Here is a 14,820-nt window from a genome sequence, read left to right as displayed (position 1 = left end):
GTGTCTACCCCCGACCCGGCCGATAAATCCGTCGTCCGTCGAGTTCGACCACGCCGGCCTTGGGCATTTTTGCGGAGGTCCTGACGACGAGTTCGCCATTGAGGATGCGGTGTTCGGCCTCGATCTCGCCGCTGGCGATCTGGTCCATTAGGATGGCGACCGTGGCTTCCACCATGCGCTTGAGCGGCTGGCTCATCGAGGTGATGCCATAAGAGGTCCAGCGGGCCGGGCCCACATCGTCATAGCCGACAATGGAAAGGTCCTCGGGAATGGAGAGGCCCAGTTCGTGCCGCGCGATGTCCATCACCGCGACAGCCATATGGTCATTGGCCACGAAGATGGCATCGGGACGATCGGGACGGCTCAGCATTTTGCGCGCCGCCGTTTCGGCTTCGGCGCGATCGTAATTGCCGACTTCGATGATGATGTCGGTATGCCCGGCCGCAGCAAGAGCCTCCTGATAGCCGCCAAAACGATCGCGATTGGTCGAGGAGCTTTCAAGACCCGAGATATAACCGAACCGCTTGTGTCCGCCGGCCACCAGGAACTCGGCAATGCGGCGCCCGCCCTCGTGATTGCGCGTCGTCACGCTCGACACCGCATCGCGCTCGGTGGTGCGGTTGAACAAAACCACCGGAATACCGGCGGCAGCACATTCTTCCGAGAGTTCCGAGGACAGCGAGGTCGACGCCAGCACGATGCCATCGACACGATATTGCATGAGCTGGTCAAAGACCGGGTCGCTGTCGCGATCCATAAAGCCGGTGAACAGCAAGAGGCGATAGTCTTCCTTGGCAAGAAGCCGGCCCAGCTCTTCGAGCACATCGGGATAGAAGAGGTTTTCCAGATACGCCATCACCACGGCAATGATGCGCGAGCGATTGGTGATCAGCGAGCGGGCAATGGCATTGGGCCGATAGCCCAGTTCCTTGGCGGCAGCCAGAACCTTGGCCCGGGTCTTTGGGGCAATGGAGGCACCGGGGGTAAAAGTGCGGGAGACAGCCGATTGCGACACGCCGGCGCGGCGCGCCACTTCCGATGAGGTCACCCCCGGCTTTTTTACTCCGCTGTCCATCCGCCATCCACCAAGAGCGCCGTGCCAGTGATCAGCGCCGCCGCGTCCGAGGCCAGGAAAACCACCGGCCCCATAATATCCTCCACCCGGCCCAGGCGCCCCAGCTTGATCTTGGACAGAACCCAGGACCGGAAGTCGGGATCGCTGAGATTGCCGGCCGTCAGTTCGGTCTCGATAAAGGTCGGGCACACCGTGTTGACCCGAATATTGCTGGCCCCCAGCTCGATGGCCATGGCCTTGCTGAGACCTTCAACAGCATGTTTGCTCGCCGCATAAATGGCGCGGTTGGGACCACCGACATGACCCATCTGCGAGGACACATTGATGATCGAGCCGCCCTGCCCCGCCGCCTGCAGCTTTCCGACAACGGCCTGAGATACGAAAACCGTCGCGGCGAGATTGAGCTGCATCACCGCCTGATAATCGGGCTCGGTGATCCCGGCAATGGCACTGTGCCGCGCCGTGCCGGCCGAGTTGACCAGCACATGGAAGGGTTCGCTCTCTTCGATAAAGGCGCGGATGGCAGCAAAGTCGGTGATGTCGATAGCGACACCCTCAGCCATGAGGCCGATATCGGCCATGGCATTGACCACCTTTTCGACATCACCGGCGGTGCGGGCCGCCACCGTCACATGCGCCCCCGCTTCGGCTAGAGCCACCGACGCGCCCAGCCCGATGCCGCGCGTGCCGCCGGTGACCAGGGCGCGCTTGCCATCGAGACGAAAACTGGGCGTGCGGGGAAGCGTCATTCCTTGGCGGCCTCTGCTGTCGGTGCCGCAGCGGTACCATAGGGCACATTGCGGCCGCCATAGCGACGCACGCGGATATTGGCCTGTTCGGCGTGACCGACAAACCCTTCCAGCATCGAGAGGCGCGAGCCATAGGCGCCGATCCGGGCCGATGCCTCGTCCGTGGTCACCGTCTGCCAGGTGCAGGTCTTGAGGAACTTTCCGACCCAGAGACCGCCGGTATAGCGCGCCGCCTTCATGGTGGGCAGGGTGTGATTGGTGCCGATCACCTTGTCGCCAAAAGCCACATTGGTGCGCGGCCCGAGGAAGAGAGCACCAAAATTGGTCATATTGTCCCGGAACCACAGATCGCGATCGGTCATCACCTGCACATGTTCCGAAGCAATGCGGTCGGCTTCGGCCAGCATCTCTTCATAGCTCTCGCAGACGATGACTTCGCCAAAATCGGCCCAGGATTTGCGTGCCATGTCGGCCGTCGGCAGGATGGCGAGAATGCGTTCGATCTCCGCCATGGTGTCGCGTGCCAGCTTCTCCGAATTGGTGAGCAGGATCGCCGGGCTCGTGGGACCATGCTCGGCCTGGCCCAGAAGATCGGTGGCGCAGAGTTCCCCATCGACGGTCTCGTCGGCGATCACCAGCGTCTCGGTCGGGCCGGCGAAGAGGTCGATGCCGACGCGGCCATAAAGCTGGCGCTTGGCTTCGGCGACAAAGGCATTGCCGGGGCCAACCAGCATGTCCACCGGCGAAATGCTTTGCGTGCCAATCGCCATGGCGCCGATCGCCTGGATGCCGCCCAGCACATAGATCTCATCGGCACCGGCCATGGCCTGGGCCGCGACAATCGCCGGGGCCGGCTTGCCATGGAAGGGCGGCGCGCAGGTGATGACGCGCGGGCAGCCGGCCACCTTGGCCGTAAGAACCGACATATGGGCCGAGGCCAGCAGCGGATACTTGCCGCCCGGCACATAGCAGCCCACCGCATTGATCGGCACATGCTTGTGCCCCAGCGTGACCCCCGGCAGGGTCTCGACGCTGAGTTCGAGCATCGTGTCCTTCTGCTTCTGGGCGAAGTTGCGCACCTGGGTCTGGGCAAAGGCGATGTCATCGAGGTCCTGGTCGGTCAATTGCGCGATGCAATCGTCGATCTCTTTCTGGCTCAGCCGGAAATCCGGCCGCTCCCACTTGTCGAACTTCTGCGACAGGTCCCGCACCGCTGCGTCACCGCGCTTTTCGATATCGGCCAGAATCCCCTCGACCGTCGAGCGAACCTGACGATCAGCCTCCGCCCGCTCCTCAACCGCCTTACCTCGCTTCAGCCAGATCGGCATGGATCAATTCTCCAATTATGCATACGTATGCAATAGTCTGCAGGACTCGCGGCAACACTGCAACCGTCAATTTGCCCTGACCGTCCAAAGTATGAGGCAGACGCGCTATCCGCAGGCGCTAAGGCAGGCGCACGGTATGCGCCGGCTCGAACTCGGCCTTGCCGAAGGTCGCGCGGAGATTGTTATCCGTCCATTCGAAGGGATAGCCGAGATTGAGCGGCAGGGCCGCCGTCAGCTCGTTCCGCACCTCGGCAGGCAGATCGATTTCTCCGGCCGCAAGGTTTTCATCCACCTGCTCCGCCGTCCGCACCCCGATAATCGCCGCCGTTACCCGACGATCGCCGAACAGCCAGCTCAATGCCACCTGGCTCGGCGTGTGGCCCAGTCGATCGGCTATCTCCACCACCTTGTCGATCAGCTTCAGCGCATCCTCGAACCAGTAGCGCGGCATGGCTATGGCCGACTGGATACCGATACGCGACTGCGCATCTGGCACCGACTGGTTGCGGTATTTCCCCGATAGCATGCCAGCCGCCAGCGGGCTCCAGCAGATCATACCCACCCCGGCATCCTCGGCCGCGGGCAGGATTTCCCGTTCCACATCGCGGCGGATGAGATTGTAGAGATGCTGCGCCGAAATCAGCCGCTCGTGCCCCCTGGCGTCGGCCAGGGTATTGGCCTTGGCGATTTGCCAGCCATAGAAATTCGAGCAGCCGAGATAGCGCACCTTCCCGGCCCGCACGAGATCATCGGCCGCCCGCAGGCTTTCCTCGATCGGCGTATAGGGATCGGGGCCGTGGAATTGATAGAGATCGATATAGTCAAGCCCCAGCCGCTTCAGGCTTTTGTCGCACGCTTCAATAATATGCTTTCGCGACAATCCTCGCGCCGTCACCGCCGGATCGGACGGAAACCAGCATTTCGTCGCAATCACCAGATTGTCGCGTGCGAAATCCCTGAGCGCGACACCCAGCATGCGTTCGGACTCGCCGCCGCTATAGCCATCCGCCGTATCGATGAAATTGCCGCCACCTTCGACAAAACGCCTGACAATCGCGCTCGCCCCCTCCTGATCGCAGCCCCATTGGCTGTTCCCGAAGGTCATGGTGCCGAGGCACAGCCGCGACACCAACAGGCCCGAGCGGCCCAGATAACGGTATTTCATCCAAAATCCCTTCTAGTCGAAGAAGCCAGCATCCTCTTCAGCCAGATACTTTTTCGCCCCTTCCGGGTCGATGTCGAGCCCCAGCCCCGGCGCTTCCAACAGATCGACGTGACTATTCTTCACGATCTGTTTTGGCAGCCCGATGACGATATCCTCCCACCACGGGTCAGACGCGCTCGGATATTCAAACGCGATATAGTTTGCTGGCAGCGTCGCGCACACATTGATCAGCGCACCGAGCCCCAGCAGCCCATTGGCCGTGCCATGCGGCGCCATCATGATCGAGTGCATATAGGCGTGCTCGGCGACCCACTTCAGCTCCGCAATGCCGCCGATATCCGCGGGATCAGGCCCCACAACCCGCACCGCCTGCGTCTCGATCAACTCCTTGAAATTGTGCCTGAGATAGATCTGCTCGCCCGTATGGATCGGCGTCGATGTCGACACCGTCAGCTCGCGATAGGCCTGCGGATTGACCCAAGGCACATAGTCCCCGGTCAGCATGTCTTCCAACCACATCAGGTTGTACTTTTCCGTCGCCTGCGCAAATCGGATGGCGTCGTTGAGGAACCAGCCCGGCCCGCAATCGAGCGCCAGGCTCACCTTGTCCCCCAACACTTCCTTCATGGCGATGACGCATTCGAGCATATGGTTGAAGCCATGCTCGGAAATCTGCCCCTGATCCATCGCGCCGTGATAGCCGGCCTTGGTCTGGCGCGGGCCATAGTGAAAATCGTCCACCGAATCCTTCATATTAGAGTGGAAGCTGATCCCCTGCTTCACCATGAAGAAGTTTTCCGGCCGCTCCATCATCCACTTCACATCGGCCGCATAATCCTCCGGCCGATCCCCCGTGCGCTTCTTGCGAATGGAGCCATTGTAGACCCGCACCTTGTCGCGCACCTTGCCGCCCAAGAGCTTGTAGACCGGCACATTGGCCGCCTTGCCGGCAATGTCCCAAAGCGCATGCTCGATGGCGCTGACCGCCGCGCCATAGGGCTTGAACGAACCGCGCTGCCGGATTTTCAGCATGCAGCGCTCGACGTCGGTCGGGTCCTCCCCGATCAGCGCATCGCGAAAATGCAACACCCATGGCTTCAGGTACGGCTTGGTGAACTCCACCTCCCCCAGCCCATAGATGCCCTCGTCCGTCACGACACGAACGATCGGGTGGCGCCCTATGACGGCGCAGCGCAAGTCCGTGATTTTCATTGGCTTTCTCCCTAGATTCGCCCTAGGCGGAACCCCTCCTCGGCCCGTTCCGCTTGGCAACGCCCATTTGTTCGATGATGTGCCGGCCCGACCCCTCGACATGCCGCGCCACGACTTCGGCGGCCTTGTCGGCATCCTGCGCCCGGATCGCTTCGATCAACTCCCGGTGCTCGCGCAACACCGCCTGGCGGCGGCTCAGCGACGTCGGAAAGCGCCGGCTGATGGCCCGCAAGATCTCGCGATGCTTCCACCAGAGGTCGGCCGCATGGCGGTTGTAGTGGCGGTCATAGATGAGCTGGTGAAAGCGCGTATCCAGTTCGCCGTGATGTTTTGGATCGGCAAAATTATGCGCCTCGATTTCCGCCTGCGCCGCTTCGAGATCGACAATGTCGGCATCGGTCGCGATCGAGCAAAACCACTTGGTCAGCGCCGGCTCGATCAGCACCTCGATCTCGATGATGTCGCGCACGAAGGCCTCGTCGATCGGCCGCACCCGCGCCCCTCGATTGGGCTCCATGACCACAAAATCCTCGCCGCGCAATTGCTGCAGCGCCTCGCGGATCGGATTTGTCGAGGTGCCATAGCGCGTTGCAAGGTCGGCAACCTTGAGCCGGGCATTGGGCTCCAGGCGCCCGGAAATGATATCCTCCCGGATCAGCTCATAGATCGATAGCGGCTGCTCGGAAGCAGCGAATTCATTGGTGTCGTCGGCGGCAGTCGCGGTCATGAAGCATGGTTTATGCGCCTTCTCATGAGATTCCAAGCGGGATAATGCACATCAAAAATGTGAAATAATGTACGATCCAACAGATATTGACAGATAAGTTTGCGTCTGGAACTGTCCCTGCCGGGAGACACGGGCACAAGCCCGGCCCCGGAGGACCTAGCGGCGGGACGCCGCGGATGCCGTGCGAACACGCCCGCATCCAACCGAGGAGGACTATCGATGACGAACATGCAGGACCGCGTTCGGCGGTCTGGCTCGCCGTATCGTCGGCAAGTCGTTGCCTATGCCTTGGCCGGTTTGACCACCGCCTCTCTGATGTCGACGACCGTTTATGCGCAGTCGGTCGATCTCAGCCAGTGGTCGCCGGAATACATCAAATCCATTGCCGGCACGGCGACCTATGACACCGCCGCAGATTGCGGCGCCGTCGTGCCAAACGACTATGCCGGCAAGGTGAGCTATTGGTACACCGGCCCCTTCGAGGCCGATCCGCAGATCGCCCACGATCAGGACAAGGCCTTCTGGGAAGCCTTCAAGGTGGCCTATCCCAATATCCAGACTGACGTTCAGTCGATCACCTATAATGAACTGCTCGACAAGTTCCGCACCGCCCTGCTCGGCAATGCTGCGCCGATGGTCGTGCGCCTCCAGATTCTCGGCGGCGTGGAGTTTGCGGCAAAGGGCTATCTCAATCCGCTGAAACCCGAAGATGTCGGCTACACCACCGGCGATTTCTGGCCCGGCGCCCTCAAGTCCGTCACCTGGGAAGGCGAAACCTACGGCATCCCGACCAATAACGAGACCATGGGTTTCATCTGGAACGCCAAGATTTTTGCCGATGCCGGGCTCGATCCGGAAAGCCCGCCCAAGACCTGGGACGACGTCGTCACCTATTCCAAGACGATTCACGACAAGCTCGGCATTGCCGGCTATGGGCTCGTTGCCAAGCAGAATGCCGGCAATACGCCTTTCCGCTTCATGCCCCAGCTCTGGGCCTATGGCGGCGGCGCGCTAGACGAAACCTCGGCGGAACCCGCTTATGAAACCGTCGAGCTTAACAATGACGGTTCCAAGGCTGCCCTCCAGGCTGCCTATGACATGTATGTCCGGGACCAGTCCGTGCCGACTTCGGCCCTGACCAATACTCAGGCCGAAAACCAGGCGCCATTCATCGCCGGCCAGCTCGCCATGATGATCGCCCACCCGGCCGAATATGCCAAAATGCTCGACCTCGCCTCCAAGGCAACCGGCGCCGACAAGGCAACGGCTGACGCCGTGGTCGAAAACATGCGCTACGGCCTGCTTCCCGAAGGCCCGGCCCGTCGCGCCGTGGTGTTTGGCGGCTCCAACATCCACGTCGTGAAGCCGGAATATGTCGATGGCGGCGCCATCGACGAACAGGCGGTCAAGGCGCTGATCTGCATGTGGACGAGCCCTGAATGGTCAACCAAGCTCTCCTGGGTCGGCTCCAATCCCGGCCACCTCGGCGGCTTCAAGACCGAATGGATGAAGGAACGTCTGGACACCATCAAGTTCCTGGACGTCACGACCTCCATGCTGCCCAACGGCATCCCGTTCCCGGTCCAGCCCTATGCGCCTGAGATCATGAACATCATCGTGCCCGACATGCTGCAGAATGCTCTTACCGGCACCATGAGCGTCGAAGACGCCGCCAATGATGCAGCGGCCAAGGTCGAAGAACTGATGAGCGGCATGTAGCCATCGGTCGACTGGGGCCGACGAGGTCCCAGTCGACACCGTCATTCGTCCCAACTGCGGTGTAATTCCCGCGAAAGCGGGAACCCCTGTTTAGAAACGGAGGTCCCCGCTTGCGCGGGGATGACACGGTGGGCGCCGAGGGATCGTGCCAGTCCAAGGTTAGCCTCCGCGCAATGGGCAGCACTGCAATTCGCCAAGCGTTTCAGAGCACACAGGAACGATCACCATGAGCGTATCCGGGCCTGCCATCTTCACCGACCGCCCAATGCCGGTGGCCAAGCGCGCCAGCCTGCCCGCCCGCATGTGGAAGCAACGCGCCGACTATCTCTATGTGCTCCCGGCCATCGTGGTGATGCTCATCGTCATCGCCTATCCGGTCTATTACACGATCGAGCTGAGCTTCTTCAAAACGCCCGCCAGCCTGCAATTGCGCGACAAGGTGTTCATCGGGCTCGACAATTACACAACCATCCTCACCAGCGGTTCGTTCTGGAAAGTCACCTGGCAAACCCTGATCTGGACGTTCTTCTCAACCCTCTTCGCCTTCTTCCTGGGTCTCGGCGCCGCCCTATCGCTGCATCGCGAATTCGTCGGCCGCGGCGTGCTGCGCGCCATCCTGCTCATCCCGTGGGTCGTCAGCGCCGTTGCCGCCTCCTATGTCTGGAAGTGGCTCTACCATTCCGATTTCGGCGCCATCGGCGCCTTCATGGTCCAGGTCGGCCTCACAGACGAGCCGATCAATTTCATCGACAACACCTCCACCGCCCTCGCCTCGCTGATCGTGGTCAATGTCTGGAAGGAATTTTCCTTCGCCATGATCATGCTGATGGCGGGCCTGCAAACGGTTCCGGAGCAATTGCTGCGCGCCGCCAAGGTCGATGGCGCCAATGCCTGGCAGCGCTTCTGGCACGTCACCTTCCCGCACCTAGCGGGCGTCTCCACCGTCACGGTGCTGCTGCTGACGGTGCAGAATTTCAACTCCTTCATCATCCCCTTCATCATGACCGGCGGCGGTCCGGCGGGCTCGTCCGATATCTGGATCACCCAGATTTATCAGCTCGCCTTCGGTCGCCAGCGCTGGGGCGCGGCCGCCGCCTATTCGGTGCTTCTCTTCATCATCATGATGACCCTTGGCTACTTCTACGTCCGCGCCCTGACCCGCGGCGACGACAAGAGGGCCGGCGCATGACCACGAGCTTTAGCGCCTTGGCTCCATCGTCTCCCTCCCCCTTGTGGGGAGGGATCAAGGGTGGGGGTGCGACACCCACCGGGCCATCAACCGCGTCTCCCCCCTCCCCATCAAGGGGGAGGGTGCCGGGCCGGTGGCTCTTGCACAGATACCGCCCCACGCTCGATCGGCACCTCCCCCTTGATGGGCTCCGACCCGTGCCGGAGGCCAAATCGCTCCGGTGGAGCGATTTGAGGCGAGGAGGTTGGGAGGGGGTGCCGCCACGCTCAATGGGTGAGGTTCAATCACGTCTAGCAACTTCGCCCCAGCGGAAGGGGATCGAAGGCAAGACCCCGACGCCCCTCGCGCCATCCGTCGGAGGAGAGCTCGCATGACCGACGCCACATCCACCCGCATCCGCCCCGTCACCAAAAAGCCCGTCGACTACTGGCGCTGGTCGGGCCGCGTCTTCCTCGTGCTGCTCTTGATCTTCACCGCCATGCCAATGGCCTGGATGCTGATCACTTCGCTGAAAACCGGCTTCGCCGCCATGCAATATCCACCGCAATGGTGGCCGGCCTCGCCGACGCTCGAGAACTATGCGCGGCTGCTCGATCCGCGAAACAGCATCGGCCAGGATTTCCTGCGCTACTTCTGGAACAGCCTCTGGGTTTCCACCGCCACCACGATCCTCGCCATCATCGTCGCAGTCCCTGCCGCCTATGCCTTCTCGCGCTTCCGTTTTCCCGGCCGCACCTTCCTGTTCTTCTCGGTGCTGCTGCGCAACATGTTCCCGGCCATCGTCTTCCTCGTGCCGCTCTTCATCCTGATGCGCCTTCTGGGCCTTGTGAACACCCACGGCTCGCTGATCCTGACCTATCTCACTTTCGGGCTGCCACTCGCCATCTGGCTGCTCAAGGGCTTTTACGACAACATCCCGATCCAGCTCGAACAGGCCGCGCGCATCGACGGCGCCACCCGCTTCCAGGCTTTCCTCTACATCGTCATGCCGCTTTCGACGCCTGGTATCATCGCCACCGCGATCTACTCGTTCATCGGCGCCTGGAACGAATACATCTACGCCTACACCTTCCTCACCAAGCACGACCAAATGACCCTGCCCGTCGGCATCCAGCGCTTCTTCTCGGAGAACGCCACCGACTGGCCGGGCCTGATGGCGGCGACCTTCATGATGAGCGTGCCGGTCGTCGTGCTCTTCCTCGTTCTCCAGAAATACTTCGTGCAGGCCCTCACCGAAGGCGCCGTCAAACATTAGGAGTTTTGTCGATGGCCGAGGTGGTCCTTGAGCACGTCATGAAGAATTACGGCAGCCTCTACGCCGTCAACGACGTGAGCTTTACCGTCAATGATGGCGAATTCGTCGCGCTGGTCGGCCCTTCCGGCTGCGGCAAGACCACGACGCTCAACCTGATCGCCGGATTGCTGCCCATTTCGGGCGGCGACATCGCCATCGGAAATCGCGTGGTCAACGACCTCGACCCCAAGGACCGGGACATCGCCATGGTGTTCCAGAATTACGCGCTCTATCCCAACAAGACGGTCTTCAGCAATCTCGCCTTCCCGCTGCAGATGCGAAAACTGCCCAAGGCCGAGATCGCCTCAAAAGTCGCCGAAGCCGCTCGCATACTCGACATCACGCACCTCTTGGAGCGAAAACCCCGCGAACTCTCCGGCGGCCAGCAGCAGCGTGTCGCCCTGGGCCGCGCCCTCGTTCGCGACCCGCTGGTTTTCCTGATGGATGAGCCGCTGTCCAATCTCGACGCCAAGCTGCGCGTGCAGATGCGCAGCGAGATCAAGCGCTTCCACCACAACCTCGGCGCCACCATCATCTACGTCACCCACGACCAGCTCGAAGCCGTCACCATGGCCGACAAGATGGCGGTGATGAACGGCGGCTTCCTGCAGCAATACGATACGCCAGCGCAGGTCTTCGCCAATCCGGTGAACATGTTCGTCGCCAGCTTCGTCGGCAGCCCGGCCATGAGCCTGATTTCGCTCCAAGCCGTGTCGCGCGGCACCGAAGTGGTTCTCCAGAGCGCCGAAGGCTGGGAACTCCCCCTTTCCCCCGCCAACGCCCGAAAAGCGTTATCCTCGACGACCAAAAACGTCGTCCTCGGCGCCCGGCACTCGACCCTCAAATTGCACAAGATGCAGGTGTCGGGTTCCGTCCCGGGAAAGATCTACACAGTGGAGCCGACGGGCGATGTCACCTTCGCCCAGGTCTTCATCGCCGAGGCCGTCGTTAACATCAGTGTCGACCCGAGCGTGCATCTCTCCCCCGACGAACCCGTCTGGATCGAGTTCGATCAGGAGCGCGTCCACCTATTCGACGCTGAGACAACCTCAGCGCTAACAGTCCGCTAACCAACTCACCTCCGAAGAGCGTCCCAAATGCATCGTCCCGAGGAAGCCCTAAACCGCGTCAACACCCGCTCAAAACCGTCGAAATTGCGCATCACCGACATGCGCGTCGCCGAAATCGTCGGCGCTCCCTTCACCAGCGCAATCCTGAAAATCTATACCAATCAAGGCCTTGTCGGCCTCGGCGAAGTCCGCGACGGCGCCAGCGCCACTTATGCGCTTATGCTTAAGAGCCGCCTCCTCGGCGAAAACCCCTGCGACGTCGACAGATTGTTCAGGAGAATCAAGCAGTTCGGCGGACACGGCCGCCAAGGCGGCGGCGTCTCTGCCGTCGAGATCGCCCTCTGGGACCTGGCTGGCAAAGCCTACGGCGTCCCGATCTACCAGATGCTCGGCGGCAAATTCCGCGACAAGGTCCGCATGTATTGCGACACCGACGCCACTGTCCCGAGCGGCACCGAAACTGGTAAGCGCTTGAAAGAACGCATGGATTTAGGGTTCACCTTCCTCAAGATGGACCTCGGCCTCATGCAGGTCGTCGACACGCCCGGCTCCGTCGTTGCCCCCGCCGGCTCCTTGGAAGGCTACCGCATCCACCCCAGCCGCGGCGCCGGAAAAACCATGGACGACCGCCGCGCCCGCAACGCGGTCTATGATGTCCACAATGTCCGTCACCCTTTCACCGGCCTCAATTTCACCGAGCAAGGCCTTGAATTGCTTGAAGAATATATCCACCAGGTCCGCGAGGTGATCGGCTACGAAATCCCCCTCGCCATCGACCATGTCGGGCACATTTCCCTCCAAAGCGGCATCCGCCTCGCCAAACGCATCGAGAAATACGCCCCCGCCTGGCTCGAAGATGTCATCCCCTGGCAATATACCGAGCAATATCAACAGCTTCAGCAAGCCACCACGGTTCCGATCTGCACCGGCGAAGACATCTACCTCAAGGAAGGTTTCGAGCCGCTGCTGAAATCCGGCATCTCCATAATCCACCCGGACCTCCTGACTTCCGGCGGCATTCTCGAGACCAAGAAGATCGGCGACATGGCGCAAGACCACGGCGTCGCCATGGCCATCCACATGGCCGAAAGCCCTGTCGCTTGCATGGCCGCCGCCCATGTCGCTGTCGCGACTGAGAATTTCATGGCGCTCGAATATCACTCGGTCGACGTCGACTGGTGGGACGACATCGCCATCGGCCTCCCCAAACCCGTAGTGAAGGACGGTTTCATCACCGTCCCCGACAAGCCGGGCCTCGGCATCGACGACATCAATGACGAGCTGATCGGCCAGCACTTGCAAGAGGGCGTCACCGGCATCTGGCAGCCGACCGACCAGTGGGACCACGAATATAGCTGGGACCGGACCTGGAGCTGACGGGATGAAGATCACCAATATCATCCCCTACCCCACCTGGGTCGGCACGCGTAACCAGCTCATCGTCAAGGTCGAGACCGACGAAGGCATTTATGGCTGGGGCGAAAGCGGCCTCTCCGGCCGCGAGAAGGCGGTCGTCGGCGCGCTCGAGCATTTTCGCGAGTTTCTTATCGGCCGCGACCCGATGGCCATTGGCGCGCTGTGGCAGGAAATGTATCGCAGCCAATATTTCGAAGGCGGCCGCGTCCTCACCGCCGCCATGTCGGCCCTCGATCTCGCCTTCCATGACATCAAGGGTAAGGCGCTCGGCGTGCCGGTCTACGAACTGCTCGGAGGCAAACAGCGTGACCACATCCCTACTTTCGCGACCGTCCGCGGCCCCTGTGGCCCGCAGATGATCGACCAGGCCAAGGAGCTGATGGAGCTCGGCTGGAACGCCATTCGCCTCTTCCCCCACGGCCACGAAAATCCGCAGATCTTCGAGCCACGCGCCAGCATCGCTGAAACCGCAAAGTGGTGCGTCAAAACCCGCGAAGCCCTGGGCGATGAAGTGGTGCTCGGCATCGACTATCACCACCGCCTCAGCGTCGCCGAAGCCGCGAGTTACTGCCAGAAGATGCCCAGCGGCACGCTGGATTTCCTCGAAGAGCCGATCCGTGACGAAACGCCGGAGGCTTACGAAGCCCTCCGCAGAATGACCGACATTCCCTTCGCCATTGGCGAGGAGTTTGCCAGCAAATGGCAGTTCCTCCCCTATATCGAGCGGGACATTCACCAGTTCAATCGCATCGACATCTGCAATGTCGGCGGCCTCACCGAGTCCATGAAAGTCGCGGGCTGGAGCGAAGCCCACTATGTCGACGTGATGCCGCACAATCCGCTGGGGCCGATCTGTACCGCCGCGACCCTCCATTTCAGCGCCGCAGTCCCCAACTTCTCCTGGCTCGAAACCCGCGCCTCGCCCGGTGAGCTTTATAACGGTTTTGGCGATGGCTCGATCTTCCCGGTCCAACCGCAGTTGCGCGGCGCGGTCTATGACGTGCCGACTGCGCCGGGTCTCGGCGTCGAAGTCGATGAAGAGGCGGTCAAACGCCAAACCTTCAAATTCTGGGAAGCCCCGCATCTCCGCCGCAATGACGGCTCGGTCACCAACTGGTAGGCAGCAAGATCATGACGCATACGCCTGATATCGTCCGTCCGTCCAAAGACCTTATCGCCGGCATACTGGCTGTCGGGGCCGCCTCGGCCTCCTCGACGCTGGCACATATGGGCATTCGCAATTGCCACATTCTCGGCCCCGTAGCACAGCAGTTCGGCAAGGCCATAGCCGGCCCGGCGCTGACGCTGCAATTCATGCCCAAGCGCGAGGACCTATACGGCGACGGCGAATATTCGGACCCGGAAAAACAGCTCCACCGCCATGTGCTCTATCATGTGCAGGAGGGCGACATTGTCGTGGTTGACGCACGCGGCGACATGACGGCCGGTGTGCTTGGCGACATGATGTCGACCTATTTCCGCGGCCGCGGCGGCGCGGGAATGGTGATCGACGGCGCCCTGCGCGATCGGCCAAACCTGAGCAAGCTCGACATTCCGATGTGGATCCGTGGCTGGACGCCGAATTTCCACACACAGACCAATCTCATGCCTTTTGCGGTCAATACGCCCATCGCCTGTGGCGGTGTCACGGTCATGCCCGGCGATATCATCGTCGCTGATGATGACGGCGCGGTCTGCGTTCCGGCGGCCCTTGCCGCTGAAGTCATCGAGCGTTCAAGCCAGCACCACGAATGGGAAGACTTTTCCCGCATGAAACTCAAGCAGGGCGCACCGCTCCAGCGCTACTATCCGCTGCATCAGGATGCGCGCGGCGAATATGAGGAATGGCGCAAGACCAATCCGGTTGGATGAGCGA

General features: G+C 61.5%; 13 protein-coding genes. 7 read left to right on the top strand and 6 right to left on the bottom strand.

Annotation, left to right across the window (positions count from 1 at the left end):
- Window positions 1-4: 4 nt before the first annotated feature.
- The 6 genes from JP75_RS08170 to JP75_RS08145 form a co-directional block, all read right to left on the bottom strand.
- On the bottom strand, window positions 5-1,075 hold the full coding sequence (locus tag JP75_RS08170; protein WP_035081453.1) for a LacI family DNA-binding transcriptional regulator: 1,071 nt from the start codon (window positions 1,073-1,075) through the stop codon (window positions 5-7).
- Complete coding sequence (locus JP75_RS08165; RefSeq protein WP_035081451.1) at window positions 1,060-1,824, bottom strand: SDR family NAD(P)-dependent oxidoreductase; 765 nt, start codon at window positions 1,822-1,824, stop codon at window positions 1,060-1,062. The genes JP75_RS08170 and JP75_RS08165 overlap by 16 nt, the downstream gene beginning before the upstream one ends.
- Window positions 1,821-3,152, bottom strand: coding sequence for a histidinol dehydrogenase (gene hisD / locus JP75_RS08160; protein WP_035081448.1), 1,332 nt, complete (start codon window positions 3,150-3,152; stop codon window positions 1,821-1,823). Before hisD ends, JP75_RS08165 begins: the two co-directional genes overlap by 4 nt.
- 118 nt (window positions 3,153-3,270) lie before the next feature.
- Window positions 3,271-4,317, bottom strand: a complete 1,047-nt coding sequence (locus JP75_RS08155) for an aldo/keto reductase (RefSeq protein ID WP_051960498.1) — start codon at window positions 4,315-4,317, stop codon at window positions 3,271-3,273.
- A 12-nt stretch (window positions 4,318-4,329) separates the two neighbouring features.
- Window positions 4,330-5,529 carry a mandelate racemase/muconate lactonizing enzyme family protein gene (locus JP75_RS08150; protein WP_035081445.1) on the bottom strand — a complete coding sequence of 400 codons (1,200 nt, stop codon included), beginning with the start codon at window positions 5,527-5,529 and terminating at the stop codon, window positions 4,330-4,332.
- 22 nt (window positions 5,530-5,551) lie between these two features.
- On the bottom strand, window positions 5,552-6,256 hold the full coding sequence (locus tag JP75_RS08145) for a GntR family transcriptional regulator (RefSeq protein ID WP_035081442.1): 705 nt from the start codon (window positions 6,254-6,256) through the stop codon (window positions 5,552-5,554).
- 219 nt (window positions 6,257-6,475) lie between these two features.
- Between JP75_RS08145 and JP75_RS08140 the strand changes: the two genes are divergently transcribed.
- From JP75_RS08140 to JP75_RS08110, 7 genes are all read left to right on the top strand, one after another.
- A complete protein-coding gene (locus JP75_RS08140; RefSeq protein WP_035081440.1) occupies window positions 6,476-7,975 on the top strand; it encodes an extracellular solute-binding protein in 1,500 nt (499 codons plus the stop codon).
- A gap of 265 nt (window positions 7,976-8,240) precedes the next feature.
- Window positions 8,241-9,164: a carbohydrate ABC transporter permease gene (locus tag JP75_RS08135; protein ID WP_425277270.1), complete on the top strand. Its 924-nt coding sequence runs from the start codon at window positions 8,241-8,243 to the stop codon at window positions 9,162-9,164.
- Between the two features lie 370 nt (window positions 9,165-9,534).
- Window positions 9,535-10,419: a carbohydrate ABC transporter permease gene (locus tag JP75_RS08130; RefSeq protein WP_035081435.1), complete on the top strand. Its 885-nt coding sequence runs from the start codon at window positions 9,535-9,537 to the stop codon at window positions 10,417-10,419.
- A gap of 11 nt (window positions 10,420-10,430) precedes the next feature.
- A complete protein-coding gene (locus tag JP75_RS08125; RefSeq protein ID WP_035081432.1) occupies window positions 10,431-11,528 on the top strand; it encodes an ABC transporter ATP-binding protein in 1,098 nt (365 codons plus the stop codon).
- A gap of 27 nt (window positions 11,529-11,555) precedes the next feature.
- Entirely contained in the window at window positions 11,556-12,905 is a 1,350-nt protein-coding gene (locus JP75_RS08120; RefSeq protein WP_035081429.1) for a mandelate racemase/muconate lactonizing enzyme family protein, read from the top strand.
- A 4-nt stretch (window positions 12,906-12,909) separates the two neighbouring features.
- The gene (locus tag JP75_RS08115) at window positions 12,910-14,064 is read left to right on the top strand and encodes a mandelate racemase/muconate lactonizing enzyme family protein (protein ID WP_035081426.1); all 1,155 of its coding nucleotides are present in this window, start codon (window positions 12,910-12,912) and stop codon (window positions 14,062-14,064) included.
- 11 nt (window positions 14,065-14,075) lie between these two features.
- Entirely contained in the window at window positions 14,076-14,816 is a 741-nt protein-coding gene (locus JP75_RS08110; protein ID WP_035081423.1) for a ribonuclease activity regulator RraA, read from the top strand.
- Window positions 14,817-14,820: the final 4 nt, after the last annotated feature.

Source organism: Devosia riboflavina (assembly GCF_000743575.1).
GTDB lineage: Bacteria > Pseudomonadota > Alphaproteobacteria > Rhizobiales > Devosiaceae > Devosia > Devosia riboflavina.
Note: the sequence above shows the minus strand (reverse complement) of the source record. Positions and strands in the feature narration are given on the sequence as shown.